Annotated in this window: 20 protein-coding genes; 16 read left to right on the plus strand and 4 right to left on the minus strand. The window is 67.4% G+C overall.

Annotated features, from left to right (window positions below):
* Positions 1 to 55: 55 nt before the first annotated feature.
* The 14 genes from lptA to G5A07_RS20045 all read left to right on the plus strand — a co-directional run bounded on the left by lptA (position 56) and on the right by G5A07_RS20045 (position 11,730).
* On the plus strand, positions 56 to 607 hold the full coding sequence (gene lptA / locus G5A07_RS19980) for a lipopolysaccharide transport periplasmic protein LptA (protein WP_005408392.1): 552 nt from the start codon (positions 56 to 58) through the stop codon (positions 605 to 607).
* Positions 607 to 1,326 carry an LPS export ABC transporter ATP-binding protein gene (gene lptB / locus G5A07_RS19985; protein ID WP_010483646.1) on the plus strand — a complete coding sequence of 240 codons (720 nt, stop codon included), beginning with the start codon at positions 607 to 609 and terminating at the stop codon, positions 1,324 to 1,326. Before lptA ends, lptB begins: the two co-directional genes overlap by 1 nt.
* Positions 1,327 to 1,366: 40 nt before the next feature.
* Positions 1,367 to 2,791, plus strand: coding sequence for an RNA polymerase factor sigma-54 (locus tag G5A07_RS19990; RefSeq protein ID WP_099560383.1), 1,425 nt, complete (start codon positions 1,367 to 1,369; stop codon positions 2,789 to 2,791).
* A 58-nt stretch (positions 2,792 to 2,849) separates the two neighbouring features.
* Entirely contained in the window at positions 2,850 to 3,167 is a 318-nt protein-coding gene (raiA, locus tag G5A07_RS19995; RefSeq protein WP_004147311.1) for a ribosome-associated translation inhibitor RaiA, read from the plus strand.
* A gap of 21 nt (positions 3,168 to 3,188) precedes the next feature.
* Positions 3,189 to 3,641: a PTS sugar transporter subunit IIA gene (locus G5A07_RS20000; RefSeq protein WP_010483653.1), complete on the plus strand. Its 453-nt coding sequence runs from the start codon at positions 3,189 to 3,191 to the stop codon at positions 3,639 to 3,641.
* A complete protein-coding gene (gene hprK / locus G5A07_RS20005; RefSeq protein ID WP_005408388.1) occupies positions 3,638 to 4,588 on the plus strand; it encodes an HPr(Ser) kinase/phosphatase in 951 nt (316 codons plus the stop codon). Before G5A07_RS20000 ends, hprK begins: the two co-directional genes overlap by 4 nt.
* Positions 4,589 to 4,615: 27 nt before the next feature.
* Entirely contained in the window at positions 4,616 to 5,500 is an 885-nt protein-coding gene (gene rapZ, locus G5A07_RS20010) for an RNase adapter RapZ (protein ID WP_010483655.1), read from the plus strand.
* Positions 5,501 to 5,914: 414 nt separating this feature from the next.
* The gene (locus G5A07_RS20015; protein WP_010483657.1) at positions 5,915 to 6,307 is read left to right on the plus strand and encodes a PTS fructose subfamily transporter subunit IIA; all 393 of its coding nucleotides are present in this window, start codon (positions 5,915 to 5,917) and stop codon (positions 6,305 to 6,307) included.
* A complete protein-coding gene (locus G5A07_RS20020; protein ID WP_005408385.1) occupies positions 6,300 to 6,569 on the plus strand; it encodes an HPr family phosphocarrier protein in 270 nt (89 codons plus the stop codon). The genes G5A07_RS20015 and G5A07_RS20020 overlap by 8 nt, the downstream gene beginning before the upstream one ends.
* Before the next feature lie 2 nt (positions 6,570 to 6,571).
* Positions 6,572 to 8,341, plus strand: a complete 1,770-nt coding sequence (gene ptsP, locus G5A07_RS20025; protein ID WP_010483659.1) for a phosphoenolpyruvate--protein phosphotransferase — start codon at positions 6,572 to 6,574, stop codon at positions 8,339 to 8,341.
* 203 nt (positions 8,342 to 8,544) lie between these two features.
* Entirely contained in the window at positions 8,545 to 9,906 is a 1,362-nt protein-coding gene (gene mgtE, locus G5A07_RS20030; RefSeq protein ID WP_010483662.1) for a magnesium transporter, read from the plus strand.
* A gap of 59 nt (positions 9,907 to 9,965) precedes the next feature.
* Positions 9,966 to 10,232 carry a hypothetical protein gene (locus G5A07_RS20035; protein ID WP_010483664.1) on the plus strand — a complete coding sequence of 89 codons (267 nt, stop codon included), beginning with the start codon at positions 9,966 to 9,968 and terminating at the stop codon, positions 10,230 to 10,232.
* Positions 10,233 to 10,303: 71 nt separating this feature from the next.
* Positions 10,304 to 11,101 (plus strand): prolyl oligopeptidase family serine peptidase, encoded by a 798-nt coding sequence (locus tag G5A07_RS20040; RefSeq protein ID WP_191863892.1) that lies wholly within the window; start codon positions 10,304 to 10,306, stop codon positions 11,099 to 11,101.
* A 137-nt stretch (positions 11,102 to 11,238) separates the two neighbouring features.
* Positions 11,239 to 11,730, plus strand: coding sequence for a transposase (locus G5A07_RS20045; protein WP_191863893.1), 492 nt, complete (start codon positions 11,239 to 11,241; stop codon positions 11,728 to 11,730).
* A gap of 68 nt (positions 11,731 to 11,798) precedes the next feature.
* Here G5A07_RS20045 and G5A07_RS20050 read toward each other — a convergent pair whose 3' ends face one another.
* From G5A07_RS20050 to G5A07_RS20060, 3 genes are read right to left on the minus strand one after another with little or no spacing between them, the layout of a single operon-like run.
* Positions 11,799 to 12,749, minus strand: coding sequence for an aspartate carbamoyltransferase catalytic subunit (locus G5A07_RS20050; RefSeq protein WP_019337122.1), 951 nt, complete (start codon positions 12,747 to 12,749; stop codon positions 11,799 to 11,801).
* 15 nt (positions 12,750 to 12,764) lie between these two features.
* Positions 12,765 to 13,259 carry a Holliday junction resolvase RuvX gene (gene ruvX / locus G5A07_RS20055; protein WP_010483674.1) on the minus strand — a complete coding sequence of 165 codons (495 nt, stop codon included), beginning with the start codon at positions 13,257 to 13,259 and terminating at the stop codon, positions 12,765 to 12,767.
* On the minus strand, positions 13,252 to 13,818 hold the full coding sequence (locus G5A07_RS20060) for a YqgE/AlgH family protein (RefSeq protein WP_010483676.1): 567 nt from the start codon (positions 13,816 to 13,818) through the stop codon (positions 13,252 to 13,254). Before G5A07_RS20060 ends, ruvX begins: the two co-directional genes overlap by 8 nt.
* A gap of 91 nt (positions 13,819 to 13,909) precedes the next feature.
* Between G5A07_RS20060 and G5A07_RS20065 the strand changes: the two genes are divergently transcribed.
* Both G5A07_RS20065 and G5A07_RS20070 read left to right on the plus strand, forming a co-directional pair.
* Positions 13,910 to 15,697, plus strand: a complete 1,788-nt coding sequence (locus G5A07_RS20065) for a DUF4153 domain-containing protein (protein WP_191863894.1) — start codon at positions 13,910 to 13,912, stop codon at positions 15,695 to 15,697.
* The gene (locus G5A07_RS20070; protein ID WP_043398320.1) at positions 15,694 to 16,239 is read left to right on the plus strand and encodes a DNA-3-methyladenine glycosylase I; all 546 of its coding nucleotides are present in this window, start codon (positions 15,694 to 15,696) and stop codon (positions 16,237 to 16,239) included. The genes G5A07_RS20065 and G5A07_RS20070 overlap by 4 nt, the downstream gene beginning before the upstream one ends.
* Before the next feature lie 85 nt (positions 16,240 to 16,324).
* Here the strand turns inward: G5A07_RS20070 and G5A07_RS20075 are convergent, their stop codons facing one another.
* On the minus strand, positions 16,325 to 17,032 hold the full coding sequence (locus G5A07_RS20075; RefSeq protein ID WP_029379885.1) for a YitT family protein: 708 nt from the start codon (positions 17,030 to 17,032) through the stop codon (positions 16,325 to 16,327).
* Between the last annotated feature and the right edge of the window lie 100 nt (positions 17,033 to 17,132).

Below are 17,132 nucleotides of genomic sequence, written 5' to 3' on the forward strand. Positions count from 1 at the left end.
GGTGGAGGCCGCCCCCGGCCCGCCCGGGCGGCCTCCACCGGTAGAACGGACCCCGATGAAGATTCCCTTTGCCGCCGTACTCGCGCTCGGTCTTCTTGTCCCCAGCGCCGCCTTCGCCAAGTCCACCGACCGCAACGAAGACATGCACATCGATTCCGGCGCCCAGTCGGGCATGCTCACCGGCGACGGCAAGACCGTGCTGTCGCAGGGCGTGATCATCACCCAGGGCACGCTGGACCTGCGCTCGTCCGAGGCCGAGATCTACCTCAAGGACGGCGAGGCCGTGCGCGTGGTGTTCACCGGCAAGCAGGCCAAGATGAAGCAGCAGCTCGATGACGGCACCTGGATGGACGCGCTGGCTGATCGCATCGATTACGACATCAAGACCGAGATCATCACCCTGACCGGCAACTACAAGGTCACCAGCGCCCGCGGCACCAATGCCGGCCAGCGCATGGTCTACAACACCCGCACCGGCGAGATGAACTCCGGTGGTGACGGCAGCCGCGTGCGCACCGTCATCCCGCCGAAGAACAAGACCCCGGCCGCGCCTGCGGCACAGCCCAAGGCCACCACGCCGGCGCAGCCGGCCGGGAGCAGGAAGTAATGCTCGTCGCCAAGGGCCTGCGCAAGAAGTACAAGCAGCGCGAAGTCGTCAAGGACTTCGGGTTGACCCTCGACGCCGGTGAAGTGGTCGGCCTGCTCGGCCCCAACGGCGCCGGCAAGACCACCTGCTTCTACATGATCGTCGGCCTGGTTGCGGCTGACGCTGGCAGCATCGTGCTCGATGGCAAAGACATCACCGGCGATCCGATGTATACCCGCGCCAAGCAGGGCGTGGGCTATCTGCCGCAGGAACCCTCGGTGTTCCGCAAGCTGACCGTGGCCGACAACATCCGCCTGGTGCTGGAACTGCGCGAGGACCTCGATTCGAAGGGCCGCGAGCGCGAATTGAACAGCCTGCTCGACGAACTGCAGCTGGGCCATGTCGCCGACCAGCTCGGCGCCAGCCTGTCCGGTGGCGAACGCCGCCGCTGCGAGATCGCCCGCGCCCTGGCCGCGCAGCCGCGCCTGATCCTGCTCGACGAACCGTTCGCCGGTGTCGACCCGATTTCGGTCGGCGAGATCCAGCGCATCGTCACCCATCTCAAGCAGCGTGGCATCGGCGTGTTGATCACCGACCACAATGTGCGCGAGACCTTGGGTATCTGCGACCGCGCGTATATCCTCGCCGAGGGCAGCGTGCTGGCCCAGGGTTCGCCGGAGGCGATCCTGGACAATGCCGACGTGCGTCGGGTCTACCTTGGGGATTCCTTCAAGCTGTGACTGCGGTCGCCGGGTCCCTTTCCTTCCTTTCGGCACAGGCATGAAGACTCGGCTGCAGACATCGTTGGGACAGCACCTGGTGCTCACGCCCCAGTTGCAGCAGGCGATCAAGCTGCTGCAGATGTCCACCACCGAGCTGGAGCTGGAAATCGCGCAGGCGGTGGAAAGCAATCCACTGCTGGACTGGGCCGACAGCAGTGACAGCAGCAGTACCGCCAACGAAGCCGGCGATGGCAACGACAGTGATGCCCCCGCAGAACGCACCGATGCCGGTGACGATTGGGCGCCGGCCGAACTGGACTGGAGCGCGGCCGGCAGCGGTGGCAGCTTCGACGATGACGACGACAACGGCAGCGCTGCCGAGCGCGTAGCCGAAACCGAAACACTGGCCGACCATCTGCTGTGGCAGCTGCATCTGTCGCATCTGTCCTCGCGTGATCGCAGCATCGGCGCGGCACTGATCGATGCATTGGACGACGACGGGTACCTGCGCGAGCCGCTGGCCACCATCGCTGAAACCCTGTTGCCGGCGATCCACGCCGACGAGGACGAGATCCTCGCCGTGCTGCATCGCATCCAGCGCTTCGATCCGGTGGGTGTGGCTGCACGCACGCTGGGCGAATGCCTGCTGCTGCAGCTGGATGTGCTGGCCGGCGACACGCCCGCCCTGATCCTGGCGCGGCAGATTGCCGCAGGCCCCTTGGAACGGTTGCCGCGCAGCGGCGTCGCCGGGCTTGCCCATGAGTTGAAGCAGCCGCTGGACGAGGTCGAGACTGCCGTGGCGCTGCTGCGCTCGCTGGACCCGCGCCCGGGCACGCAGATCGCACCGCTGTCGCAGGACACCTATGTGGTGCCGGACGTGGTGGTGTGGCGGCAGAACGGCGTGTGGCGCGCGGCGCTGGCCGCGCATGCCGGGCCGAAGGTGGTGATCCACCGCGGCTACGAACAGCTGATCCGACGCTGTGGCGACGCCGATGCCGGCTACCTGCGTGCCCAGCTGCAGGAAGCGCGCTGGCTGCTGAAAGGGCTGCAGCAGCGTGGCGAAACCCTGCTGCGCGTCGTGCGCAGCCTGATCCTGCAGCAGGCCGGCTTCCTTGAATTCGGTGAGCAGGCGCTGCGTCCACTGACCCTGCGCGAGATCGCCGCCGAGCTCGGCCTGCACGAATCCACGGTCTCGCGCGCGATCGCCCGCAAGCACGTGCGTACCCCGCGAGGCACCCTGCCGCTGCGCGCCTTCTTTGCCTCCGGCATTGATACCGAGGGCGGTGGCGAGGCGTCCAGCACCGCCATCCAGGCGATGATCCGGCGCCTGATCGACGACGAGAACCCGCGCAAGCCGCTTTCTGACGCCAAGCTGGCTGACCTGCTCAAATCATCGGGAATTCCAGTAGCGCGGCGCACCGTGGCGAAGTATCGTGAAGCCATGAACATTTCCGCCTCGCACGAAAGGGTCAGAATCGCTTGACGCGCCGCCGCGCCCGGCGGAGAGGTTCATTGGCACATCCGAACACAGGAGAAACCCGATGCGCATCGAAACGTTTGGCAAAGATGTCGAAGTCACCCCGGCCCTGCAGTCCTATGTAGAGGAAAAGCTGGCCCGGATCGGCAAACACTTCGACCAGCACTGCGAAGCGCGGGTGACCCTCAAGCTGCAGAAGACCGAACACCACGTCGACGCCAGCCTCAACATTCCCGGCCAGACCCTGCACGCCGAGGCCAATGCCCAGACCATGTATGCCGCGATCGACCTGCTTGCGGACAAGCTTGACCGCCTGGTGATCAAGCACAAGGAGAAAAAACAGCAGCACGCGCCGCTGCCGGTGGGCGACAATGGTGGCTGATCGCCACCGTTCCCCGCAGACATGCCCCTGACTGACCTCCTGGCGGCCGTGCAGACCCAGCTCTGCACGGCCACCGACCGCGACAGCGTCCTGCAGGCCGCCGCCGGGTTGCTGGCCTGCCGCCAGGCCAACGCCGAACAGATCTATCTGAACCTGTGCCAGCGCGAAGCGCTGGGCAGCACCGTGATCGGTCACGGCATCGCCATTCCCCACGGCCGCGCGCCAACCCTGGACCGCCCCCGCGGCGCCCTGCTGCGGTTGGCCACCCCGGTCGACTTCGGCGGCGACGAGCCGGTGGACCTGGTGTTCGCCATGGCCGTCCCCGCCCACTACACCCACCAGCACCTGATGCTGCTGTCCGAGCTGGCCGAGCTGTTCTCCGCGCCGGACATCCGCCAGGCCCTGCGCGAAGCGGGCGATGCCCGGGCCCTGCGCGAGGCGCTGGACATGACCCCACCTGCGAGCGCCGCATGAATACCAGCATCACCGCCCGTGAACTGTTCGAACAGCAGCGCGAGCGGCTGGGGCTGCGCTGGGCTGCCGGCAAGTCCGGCGAGAAGCGCGAGCTGGAGGCCGGCAACACGGTCTCGCGGCGCCCCTCGCTGGCCGGCTACCTCAACGCCATCTATCCCAACAAGGTGCAGATCCTGGGCACCGAGGAACTGTCCTGGCTGGATGCACTGGAACCGCGCCAGCGTTGGGAGACCATCGAAAAGATCATGCAGTCGCACCCGCTGGCGCTGGTGCTGACCCGCAACCAGGCGTGCCCGGAAGACCTGCGTGCCGCCGCGGATGAATCCGGCACGCCGCTGTGGCTGTCGCCCAAGCGCGGCCACGAACTGCTCAACCACCTGTCCTACCACCTGGCGCGTACGCTGGCGCCGCGGGTGATCCTGCATGGCGTGTTCATGGAGATCTACTCGATCGGCGTGCTGATCACCGGCGAGGCCGGATCGGGCAAGAGCGAGCTGGCGCTGGAACTGCTCAGCCGTGGCCATCGCCTGGTCGCCGACGATGCCCCCGAATTCACCCAGATCGCGCCCGACGTACTCGACGGCACCTGCCCCGAGCTGCTGCAGGACCTGCTGGAAGTGCGCGGCCTGGGCGTACTGAACGTGCGCGAGATGTTCGGCGACACAGCTGTAAAGAAGAACAAGTACCTTCGGCTGATCGTCCACCTGACCAAGCCGATGACCGAACCCACCCCGCATGGCTACGAGCGCCTGACCGGCGACTCGGGCACCCGCCATGTGCTGGACCTGGATGTTCCGCTGATCACCCTGCCGGTGATGCCTGGCCGTAACCTGGCCGTGCTGACCGAAGCCGCCACCCGCCTGCATATCCTGCGTACCAAGGGCATCGACCCGGCGGCGATGTTCATCGCCCGCCACAGCAACCTGCTGGAACGGCGAACGCCCTGATTCCCCTGCCCTTCGAAGAGCCTGTCCATGAGCACCGCAACCCCCTCCGCCCCGACCCTGATCATCGTCAGCGGCCTGTCCGGCTCGGGTAAATCCGTCGCCCTGAAGACCTTCGAGGACCAGGACTACTACTGCTCGGACAACCTGCCGATCCACCTGCTGCCTGACTTCGTGCGCAGCCTGCTGGCCAACCACGACGGCAGCGCGCCGCGTCGGCTGGCGGTGGGCATCGACGTGCGCGGCCAGGCCGACCTGAGCCAGCTGGGCGACTGGCGGCAGCTGGCCACCGACGCCGGCGTGGAAGTGAAGGTGCTGTTCTTCGAGGCCAGCGATGAAACGGTGCTCAAGCGCTATGCCGACACCCGCCGTCGCCATCCGCTGAGCCAGCTGGGCCTGTCGCTGCCCGAAGCGATCGCCCGCGAGCGCGAGCTGACCGCACCGCTGCGCCGCGAGGCCGATGCGGTGATCGATACCAGCAACCTCAACGTGCATCAGCTGCGGCGGCGGATCATCACCGAGTTCACGATGGACCATGCCACCGGCCTGTCGCTGCTGTTCGAATCGTTTGCCTACAAGCGCGGCGTGCCGGCCGAAGCGGACTTCGTGTTCGACGCGCGGGTGCTGCCCAATCCACACTGGGACCCGGACCTGCGCGCGCTCAGCGGCCGTGAGCCTGGCGTGCGTGACTACCTGGAAGCGCAGCCGGACGTGCAGCGTTACCTGGCCCAGCTGATGGATTTCCTCGATACCTGGCTGCCGAAGCTGGGGGATGGCACCCGCAGCTACGTGACCGTGGCGTTCGGCTGCACCGGCGGCAAGCACCGTTCGGTGTTCCTCGCCGAGCGCCTGGCCCGGCATGCCCGCGAGATGGGCTGGGAAGACGTGGCCACGTACCACCGCGAACAGGATTGAGGGTGGTCGGCCGGGCTGCGCCCGGCACCCGCCGGTAGTGCCGGCCGCTGGCCGGCAACAGCAACAGCAAAAGCAAAAGCGGCATTCCGTGGGATGGCGGGGCGATGTGGGCAGGCAGGACACGCCGTGAACCCCTCCCTGGGGGCTCGATGGCGCCATCCATGGCGCCAACGGTCCTGCCTACCCACACCGCCCCGCCTCTGACAGATTCCGTGTGCTGTTGGTGGGTGTCGACCTTGGTCGACACGATCCACGCCATGCGTGGATGAATCTCGGTCAGGTATAGAAAAACGGATGGGGTCGGATCCCTTTTCCAGGGGAAAAGGGCTCTGACCCTGGCAACACTGAATACGGGACACAGTGCCCCTCTCCTGCTGCTATCGCCAATTCACCTTGACCTGTTAACGTGCAGTAATGACCTGTGGCATTCTCCTCGTAACACATCCCGGGGTCGGCACCGCCCTGCTTGACGTGGCGACCCGGCTCCTGCGGCAGTTGCCGCTGAAAACCGAAGCTTTCGAAGTACCGTTCGACGCAGACCTGGATGCTCTTCTCCCGCTTGCCTCGGCCGCTCTGCGGCGGGTCGATGGCGGTGAAGGTGTGCTGATCCTGACCGACCTGTACGGCGCCAGCCCCGCCAACCTTGCCGGGCAGCTGGCCCGTCTGGGGACCCCGGTTCGCCGGGTGTCGGCGCTGAGCCTGCCGATGTTGCTGCGGGTGATGAATTATCCGGAACAGGGACTGGATCAACTGCCCGCCACAGCCGCGGCGGGTACCCGTAATGGAGCGATAGTCGACGATGCTTGAACGAGAACTCACCGTGAGCAACCGCCTGGGCCTGCATGCCCGGGCCACCGCCAAGCTGGTGCAGACCCTGGCGCCGTTCCGCTGCAACGTGACCATGGCCGCCAAGGGCCGTGAGATCAACGCCAAGAGCATCATGGGCGTGATGCTGCTGGCCGCCGGCCAGGGCACCCCGGTCACGGTGCGCATCAACGGCGAGGACGAAGCCGCCGCGATGGAAGCGGTGGTCGGCCTGTTCGAACGCCGCTTCGACGAGGACAGCTGAGCGTGCCACGCGCGCGTGCCGCCCAGGTCCCTTCCAGCCAGCGGCCGGTACAGCTGCTGGCCGGGCACGGTGCTGCCCGTGGCGCGGCGATGGGCCGGGCACGGGTGCGCCTGCCGCATGCGCTGGAAGTGGCCGAGCAGCGCATCGCCGCCCATCAGATCGAGGCCGAACTGGCCCGCCTGCACCGGGCGGTGGATGCCGCGCGCACGGAAATGCACGAGCTGCGCCAGCGCCTGCATGGCGCCTTGAACCAGGAAGTGGGCGAGTTCCTCGACCTGCATGCCCTGCTGCTGGACGATCCCGAGCTGTTGTTCGGGCTGGACGAACTGATCCGCAGCGGCCCCTACAGCGCCGGCTATGCACTGCGCCTGCAGCGTGACCGCCTGGCCAAGGTCTTCGATGGCATGGACGATGCCTATCTGAAGAGCCGCATGGACGACCTGGACCATGTGATCGGCCGCATCCACGCCTTCCTGCAGCCCGAACGGCCGCCGGTGATGAAGGGCCTGGCCGGGGAGATCCTGGTCTGCGACAACATCGCCCCGTCCGAGCTGGCGCAACTGCAGGCGCAGGGCGTGGTCGGCATCGTCACCGCCGCCGGCAGCGCGCTGTCGCACAGCGCCATCCTGGCGCGCAGCCTGCACCTGCCCCTGATCGTCAACGTGCCGCAGCTGCTCAGCCGCATCGCCGATGGCGACGTGCTGATCATCGATGGCGCCGACGGCAGCATCACCGCCAACCCGCAGGCCGACAACCTGCGCGACTACCGCGCGCGCCTGAAAGAGCATGCGCGCGAGCAGCGCGAGCTCGGCCGCCTGCGCAGCAAGCCCAGCCGTACCCGCGACCAGGTCGACATCGCGCTGCTGGCCAATGCCGAATCGCTGGAGGACGTCACCCAGGCACATGCGCTGGGCGCGCAGGGACTGGGCCTGTACCGCACCGAATTCCTGTTCCTGCAGCGCAACGAGCTGCCGGACGAAGAAGAACAGTTCCAGACCTACCGCGATGCCGCATTGGGCATGAGCGGGCGACCGGTCACCATCCGCACGCTCGATCTGGGCGCGGACAAGGCCGACCGTACCGGCCTGACCCTGAGCAATGAAGAGAACCCGGCCTTGGGACTGCGCGGCGTGCGCCTGTCGCTGGCACGGCCGAAGGTGGCCGACACCCAGCTGCGCGCGATCCTGCGGGCCTCGGCCTACGGCAAGCTGCGCGTGCTGGTGCCGATGGTCAGCACCCGCGAGGAACTGCTGGCGGTGCGCCGGCGCATGCTCAAGCTGACCGAACAGCTGCGTGGCGAAGGTCACATGGTGTCCGACCATGTGCCACTGGGGGCGATGATCGAGGTGCCCGCTGCGGCGTTGGCACTGGAGAGCTTCATCGACCTGGTCGACTTCCTGTCGATCGGCACCAACGACCTGGTGCAGTACCTGCTGGCCGCCGACCGCAACAACGAGGCACTGGGCGAGCTGTATTCGCCACTGCATCCGGCCGTGCTGCGGCTGCTGCAGATGGTGATCGAGACCGGTGCGCGGCATCGCATCCCGGTGGCGGTCTGCGGTGAGATGGCCGGTGATGCGCGGATGACGCCGCTGCTGCTGGCGCTGGGCCTGAGCGAGTTCAGCCTGCACCCCGGCACACTGCTGGAGGTGCGCCGCGCGATCCGCGAGGCCGACCTGGCCACGCTGCGTGCGCGCGCACCGAAGCTGCTGGCCGCACGCGACCGCCGCGCCATCGAGCGCTGGCTGGCGCTGGTGGCCGAAACGGCCTGAGCGCCAAGGGCAGTGCCGGCCGCTGGCCGGCAATCGCCGCCATCGAGGTCCGTGAGGTTGCCGGCCAGCGGCCGGCACTACCATCGGCTGCCATGCGTGGCGGCTATGCGTTGAAACATCCCCTTGCGATAATGACGCGCTGAACACCCCTGTTGCCGCATCCTTGCCGGGATCGCGGCTTTTCTTATCCCGCGGGAGCTGCGATGGCTGAAGCTGTACGCCACGACAAGACTGCACGCCAACTGCGGATGCTGTCCGACGCACTGGACAGCGGTCGGCTGGGCCCGGTGCGCCGCCTGGTCAACACCCTGGCCCCGGCCGAGATCGGCAACCTGCTCGAATCGTTGCCGCCGGGCAAGCGCGAGGTGGTGTGGGGCCTGGTCGATCCGGAAGATGACGGCGAGGTGCTGGTCCACGTCGGCGACGACGTGCGCGAGAGCCTGCTCGCGGACATGGACCCGGACGAAATCATCGCCGCGGTCGAAGACCTGGACATCGACGACCTGGCCGACCTGGTCGAAGACCTGCCGGACACGGTCATCGACGAAGTCCTCAAGTCGATGGACCGCGAGAACCGCGAGCGCCTGGAGCAGGTGCTGTCCTACCCCGAGGACAGTGCCGGGCGCCTGATGAACCCGGACGTGGTGACCGTGCGCGCCGACGTCAACGTCGACGTGGTGCTGCGCTACCTGCGCCTGCGAGGCGAACTGCCCGACCACACCGACCACCTGTTCGTGGTCAGCCGGCGCCATCAATACCTCGGCCGGGTGTCGCTGGCGGCACTGGTGACCCACGAGGACACCACCCCGATCAACCGCCTGATCGACGACGAGCAGCCGGCGATCGATGTCGGCGAAAGCGACCAGGAGGTCGCCCGCCAGTTCTCCGACCATGACTGGATCTCGGCGCCGGTGGTGGACGACAACAACATCCTGGTCGGCCGCATCACCATCGATGACGTGGTCGACATCATCCGTGGACAGGCCGAGCACCAGGCGCTGGGCGCCGCCGGCCTGGACGAGGACGAAGATCTGTTCAGCCCGGTCTGGCGCGCCATGCGCCGCCGCTTGATGTGGCTGTCGGTCAACCTGTGCACGGCGTTCCTGGCCTCCAGCGTGGTCGGCCACTTCGAGGGCACCATCGACAAGCTGGTGGCGCTGGCGGTGCTGATGCCGATCGTTGCCGGCCTCGGTGGCAACGCCGGTACCCAGGTGCTGGCGCTGATGGTGCGCGGCCTGGCGCTGGGCCAGGTGGGCGCCTCCAACGCGCGCACCCTGTTGTGGAAGGAGGTCCGGGTTGCGCTGTTGAACGGCGTGATGCTCGGCTCGGTGCTGGGCCTGATCGTATTGGCCTGGTTCCATTCACCCGGTCTGTCTGCGGTGATCGCCATCGCGCTGACCTGCAACCTGCTGTTCGCAGCGCTGGCCGGCGTGCTGGTGCCGCTCACACTGAAGCGCTTCGGCTTCGATCCGGCGCTGGCCAGTGGCATCTTCCTGACCGCCGTGACCGACTCGATGGGCTTCTTCACTTTCCTCGGCCTGGCCACCCTGGTGCTGCTGCACTGACCGCATTGAGGATCGGCCCCCGCCACGCGGGGCGCTGACCCCACCCAACTGGAACACCCATGGCAACAACGATCGAAAACTATTTCCAGCCCGGCTGGCGCGACCAGCAGCACACCTGCCCGGCCTGCGAATGGAAGGGCAGCTCGCGTGCCATGGAGATGGAGCTGGACGAGGACGCCACCGAGTACGACTGCCCGGTCTGCGAGAACCCGCTGCTGGTGGTGCTGCATCCGGACATGGCACAGGTGCAGGCAGCTGCCGCCGAAGGCAACGCCGAGGCACAGGAGCAGTTGGACATCATCGCCAGTTTCCCGCGTCCGCAGTGACGCGGCGCACGATGCCTCATTGACGTGCGGCGGACTACGATGCGGCCATACCTGCCGCTTCGGGAATTCCCATGGTCCGTTCGATGTCGCGCTGGCTGCCACTGCTGGCCCTTCTGGTGATGAGCGGTTGCACTTCGCTGCCGGACAGCGCGCGTGGTCGCTTCGAGGCACGTGCGGTGAAGGTGGAGGGGGAGACCGCCTACTATCAGGTGTTCATTCCGGCCGGCGTGCAGGCCGCCGCTCCCACCCACCTCCCGGTCATCCTGTTCCTGCACGGCTCCGGCGAGCGCGGTGCCGATGGCATCAAGCAGACCTACGCCGGGCTGGGGCCTTACCTGCGCGAGCATCCCGACTTCCCCGCCCTGGTGGTGTTCCCACAGGTACCGGGCCATGAGGAATGGAGCGGCCGCAACAACCGTGCGGCAGTGGCCGCACTGGACGCCACGATCGCCGAATTCGGCGCCGACCCGGCACGGCAGTACCTGACTGGCATGTCGATGGGCGGCTACGGCAGCTGGAACATCGCGCTGGACGACCCGCGCCGCTTTGCCGCGATCGTCCCCGTGTGCGGCGCGGTACTTGCACCACGCGCGAAGCGCCCAACCCTGTTCGTCGAGCAGGTCGCCCAGGAAACCGATCCGTATGCCGTGATCGCGCAGCGCCTGCGGCACACGCCGATCTGGATCTTCCACGGCGCGCTGGACGACGTGGTGCCGCCGGACGACGACCGCAGGCTGCACGCCGCCTTCCAGGGCGCCAGCGCACGCGACGTGCGCTATACCGAGTACCCCGACGGCAACCACAACGCCTGGGATGCCACCTATGCGGACCCGGCAATGTGGGAATGGCTGTTCGCGCAGAAGCGCTGAGCCACAGCCCCTGGTAGTTGCCAACCTTGGTTGGCATTGACTGCTCTGGTAGTTGCCAACCTTGGTTGGCACTGGCCTACCTGAAACCAAGCCATTCCCCGATGTTCACTGGAAGCAGCCCTGTCCATGCTTGCTCCATGCAGAACACACGTTTCCTGCTCGGTCGTCGCTCCAGCATCGGCCTCAGCTATATCCTCACCACTGTCGTCCATGACCGCGCACCGCTCTTCACCAACGCCGCAGCGGCCGCCTTGGCAATGCGCGAATTCCAGCGACTGGATCAGGAAGGCTTCACCCGCTCGATCGCCTACGTGGTCATGCCCGAGCACATCCACTGGCTGGTCAAACTGCGCGCGGGGACGCTGGAAACCGTCATGAAGCGCTTCAAGTCGCGCACAGCCCAGCAGGCAAATCGCTTGCTGGGGCGGATCGGGCGCTTCTGGCAGGCGTGCTATCACGATCATGCGATCCGCTCTGACGAATCGTTGCACCGGCATGCGATGTACCTGATGGGAAATCCGATCAGGGCCGGGCTGACGACGCGGCTGGGGCAATATCCCCACGCATGGTGCGAATGGGAGCTCGGGGCCTCGGGTGATGGGTCAGATGACATGAGCACCGCCGGATAGTGCCAACCAAGGTTGGCATCTACCAAAGCAGTGGGTGCCAACCTAGGTTGACACCTACCAAGCGGGGATCAGCCCAGCAGGGTTTCCAGCACGGCCATGCGCACGGCGACGCCGTTGGCGACCTGGCGCAGCACCCACGACTGCGGGCCGTCGGCCACTTCGTCGGTCACTTCCACGCCGCGGTTGATCGGGCCCGGGTGCAGCACCGCCGCATCCTTGCCGGCGCGGGCCAGGCGCTCGGTGGTCAGGCCGTACTGCGTGTGATACTGCTCCAGCGACGGCACCAGGCCTTCTTCCATGCGCTCGCGCTGCAGGCGCAGCATCATCAGCGCGTCGACGCCTTCCAGCATCGCGTCGAAATCATCGCCGACCACGCAGCCCTTCAGGGTCTCGTCGTCCGGCAGCAGCGACTGCGGGCCGCAGACGCGGATCTCGCCTACGCCCAGCGTGCGCAGCGCATGCAGGTCGGTGCGGGCCACACGCGAGTGCTTCACGTCGCCGACGATCACCACCTTCAACTTCGAGAAATCCGGGCCCTTGGCCTGGCGCAGGGTCAGCATGTCCAGTAGGCCCTGGGTCGGGTGCGAACTGCGGCCGTCACCGGCGTTGATCAGTGCAGTGCCCTCGCCCGCCGCCTCGGCCAGTGCGGCCACGGCGCCATCATCCGGGTGGCGCACCACGAAACCGCGCACGCCCATCGCTTCCAGGTTGCGCAGCGTGTCGCAGGCGGTTTCGCCCTTGCGCGTGGACGAGGTCGAGGCATCAAAATTCAGTACGTCGGCGCCCAGCCGCTGTGCGGCCAGCTGGAACGAGCTGCGGGTGCGCGTGGACGGTTCGAAGAACAGCGTGCACACCGCCGAACCGGCCAATACGTGGCGCTTGTTGCCGACGCGGCCGACTGCGGCATCGCGGATCTGCCCTGCCCGATCGAGCAGCTGCAGCAGGGTCTCGCGCGGCAGGCCCTCCAGGGTCAGCAGGTGGCGCAGGCGTCCGGAGGCATCGATTTGCTGGGCGGTCATGGCGGTGTCGGGCAGTCAGGGAATGGGGGTGGCGTCGTCGGGGGACGACAGCCAGCGGTCGATGATCACCGCCGCGGCCACGGCATCGAGGGCGGCCGCATCACGGCGGCGCTTGCGCCCTTCGGCGCGCTCGACGGCGAAGCGGCGGGCGGCCTCGACCGAGCTGGAACGCTCGTCGATCATCACCACCGGCAGTTTGAAACGTTCCCGCAGCTGGCGGGCGAAGCCCTGCGCACGCTTGCGGTTGGGCTGGTCCTGGCCGTCCAGGGTCAGCGGGTCGCCGACCACCAGGCCATCGGGCTTCCATTCCTTGAGCAGGCGCTCGATCGCGGTCCAGTCCGGGCCGTTGCCGTGCACATCGACCACGGCCACCGCGCGCGCATGCGCGGCGAACGCACTGCCGATAGCCACGCCGATCCGTCGCGAGCCGACATCGAAACCCAGAACGGTGCCATCACGGCGGATCGCCGGGGCAGCAGGAACCGGTGCGGGCGCGACCGGCTCAGACATGGCCGCTGTAATCCGTCAGCCGGAACAGGTCCACGCCGATACGCGAGGCCGCACCCTGCCAGCGCTGCTCCAGCGGCAGCTGGAACACCAGTTCGGCATCGGCCGGCACCGTCAGCCAGCTGTTCTCGGACAGCTCGCTTTCCAGCTGCCCTGCGCCCCAACCGGCACAGCCAAGGGTGACCACGGCATTGGCCGGGCCTTCGCCGCGCGCCATCGCTTCGAGGATGTCGCGCGAGGTGGTCAGGTACAGGCCGTCGCCCACGGTCAGGCTGGAATCCCACGCCCGCGCGTCGTCATGGATGACGAAGCCGCGCTCCGGATGCACCGGGCCGCCGTTAAGCACCATGCGCGCCTGCAGGTCGCCATCACCGGTGGTGATGTCCATCTGTGCAAGCACTTCACCCAGCGTGTACTCGGAAGGCTGGTTGACCAGCACGCCCATTGCGCCGTTCTCGTCGTGCTGGCAGATCAGCGCGACGCTGCGGGCAAAGGTCGCGTCGAGCAGCGACGGCAGCGCGACGAGCAGGTGATCGGCAAGGGAGGTCGGCATTACAGGCATGGCCCCATTCTACCTGCTGGGGCCGATATGGTCGCGCGATGGGTGCGTGCAGCGATGGGCTAGGATGGAGCTTTGCCATGGAAGGTCATCGATGCAGCCCTCTTCGCCCCTGACCCTGCCGGCACGCAGCGCCATCGTCCTGATCGCCCTGCTGCAGGGCCTGATGCTGTACACCGCGCAGGAGCTGTCCGATGCATGGCCCTTCCGCGATATCGGCTGGCGCTACTGCTGGTACGCCTGGGTGCTGGCCATCCCCAGCGCAGTGGCATTGAGCTTGGTCGAGCTGGGCCAGCGCCACCTGTGGCTGCAGGCGGTGCTCGGCTCGGTGGTGGTGCTGGCGTTGGCCGCCTGGATCGGCTGGAACCTCAACGGCGAGACCGCGCTGGATTCGGGCGCGCTGCAGTTCCCGCTGACCCTGGGCATGGCGGTGGCGGTGTTCGTGGCCCTGCCCTGGTGGCAGTTCCAGTTGCAGCACGGGCATTGGCGCGCCAGCTATCCGGAGCTGTTCGAGCGCGCCTGGCAGAACGGTCTGACCCTGGCCCTGGCGGCGCTGTTCACCGGGCTGACCTGGCTGCTGCTGTGGTTGTGGGCGGCGCTGTTCCAGCTGCTGGAGGTGACGTTCTTCCGCGACCTGTTCCGGCAGGACGCGTTCATTGCGCTGGCCACCGGCAGCCTGGCCGGGTTTGGCGTGCTGATCGGGCGCACCCAGCACCGCGCGATCCAGATCACCCGCCAGGTGCTGTTCGCGATCTGCCGCGGGCTGCTGCCGCTGCTGTCGTTCATCGCGGTGCTGTTCGTGCTGAGCCTGCCGCTCACCGGGCTCGAGCCGCTGTGGAAGACCCGCTCGGCCGCCAGCCTGCTGCTGGTGCTGTCGCTGTTGCTGGTGACGTTCACCAATGCGGTCTACCAGCAGGGGGAAGACAGCGCCCCCTACCCCCTGCTGCTGCGACGCCTTGTTGAAGCCAGCCTGCTGGCGCTGCCGGTCTACGCGGCGCTGGCACTGTACGCGCTGGGCCTGCGCGTGGTGCAGTACGGCTGGACCGTGGACCGGTTCTGGGCAGTACTCGTCGCGTTGGCCGTGGCCGGTTATGCCGTGGGCTACGCGTTGGCGGTGCTGCGCCGGCAGGGGCGCTGGTTGCAGATGGTGGAGCCGGTCAACCGCTGGATGTGCTGGGCGGTGCTGGCACTGGCATTGCTGGGCAACTCGCCACTGCTGGACCCGGTGCGGCTGACCCTGTCCAGCCAGCTGGCGCGGCTGCGCGCGGACCCGCCGGCAATCACCAGCAGCGACGTCAACGTGCTGCGCTTCGATCTTGGGCGCCGTGGCGTGCAGGCGCTGCGCGAGCTGCAGCGTGATCCGGCCATCACCGCCGATGCCAATGCGCCACAGGTGATCGCGGCAGCGCTGGCACGCACGTCACGCTGGGACGACGGACAGCGCCTCGACAAGGGGCCGCAGGACGTCGTCGCCCTGCAGCGCGCGCTGAAGCTGGCCAAGGGATCCAGCTCGCCACCGGAGGATTGGTGGCAGGCACTGGCCACACGTTCGATCAATGGTGAATCCTGCGCCCAGAGCGAGCGCGACTGCCTGATCGTGCATCGCGACCTGGACGGCGACGGCACCGGCGAAGTGCTGCTGTGCGAGCTGTACACCCACCGTGGCCCCGACTGCGTGCTGTACGCACGTGGCAGGGATGCCCAGTGGCGCCGGGCCGGTTCGCTGTTCGGCACCGTCAGCGGCCAGGCCGAGGCGATCAACCAGGCCCTGCGCGATGGCGAACTCACTCTCGAACCTCCGCGCTGGCCGATGCTGTCCATCGGCGGGCGCCCTGCGCTGGCCATCGATCCCGAACCCGAATCCAACGAGTCTTCCCCATGAGCGGCTACTGCCTCATCGCCCCGGGCCATCCGGTGCACGACTACTACCACGCCAACGAGTACGGCTTCCCGCAGCGTGACGAGCGCGAACTGTTCGAGCGGCTGGTGCTGGAAATCAACCAGGCCGGCCTGAGCTGGGAGACGATCCTGAAGAAACGCGAGGGCTTCCGCGCAGCCTATGACGGCTTCGATGTGGACCGCGTGGCTGCGTATGCCGAGCAGGACATCGAACGCCTGCTGTCGGACGCGGGCATCATCCGCAACCGGCTGAAGGTACTGGCGGCGATCCACAACGCGCAGGTGATCCAGCAGCTGCGGGCCAGCCATGGCAGCTTCGCGGCGTGGCTGGATGCGCATCACCCGCGCAGCAAGGCCGACTGGGTGAAGCTGTTCAAGAAGACCTTCCGCTTCACCGGTGGCGAGATCACCGGCGAGTTCCTGATGAGCCTGGGCTACCTGCCCGGTGCGCACGCCGAGGATTGCCCGGTGCACGCGCGGCTGCTGACGCTGTCGCCGCCGTGGCTGCAGGCCGCCGTACGTTGAAGGACGGCCGCCGGGCATGGCCCGGCGCTACCGGAACCGCCACGTAGTAGCGCCGGGCCATGCCCGGCGAACGCGGAGAGCGCGATCACACGCCCATGTAGCGGCCGGGGCGGTGGTTGAACATCAGCACCAAGCTGAGCACCACCGCGCCGATGGCCGAATACAGCACCTTGGAAGGCGACAGCACGAAGAACGCGGCCACCATCAGGCAGGCGTCGTAGGACATCTGCACCTTGCCCGCGCTCCAGCCACGGGTGCGCTGCAGGTACACCGCCAGGATGCCGATACCGCCGAGGCTGGCACGGTGACGGATGAAGAACAGGATGCCCAGGCCGGACAATGCGCCACCGACGATCGCCGAATACAGCGGGTGGATGTGCGAGAAGTCGATCCAGCGCGGCAGCAGGTCGGTCAGCACGCCGCAGGCGGTGACCGCGGCGAAGGTCTTCAGGGTGAATTCCCAGCCCATGCGCCGCACCGCCACCCAGTAGAACGGCAGATTGACCAGCACGAACACCACGCCGAAGTTCCAGTCCAGCGCGTAATGCAGCAGGAACGCCATGCCGGCCATGCCGCCGATCATCAGCCCACTCTTGGCGAAGATGGCCAGGCCCAGCGAGGCCACCATCGTGGCCAGCACCATGCCCTGCACATCCTCGGCGATCGAGTGGCGCAGCGCTTTTTCGTCGGCGGTGGTGCCGGCGCTATCGGGCGGCGGGGTCAGCGGGCCGGCGGTGACCAGGTGGCCGTCAGCGTCGTCGCACGGCGCGGGGCCATGGGAGGGAAGGGACATACGGGTGGGGAACAGCAGGTGGGGAGCGGTATTAGACACGATCTGCATGACAGTTGCAGATGAAATCGTTCAGCTGAATGCGACTTGCCCTGCCCCGGCC

The organism is Stenotrophomonas sp. AS012628, assembly GCF_010608305.1.
GTDB lineage: Bacteria > Pseudomonadota > Gammaproteobacteria > Xanthomonadales > Xanthomonadaceae > Stenotrophomonas > Stenotrophomonas geniculata.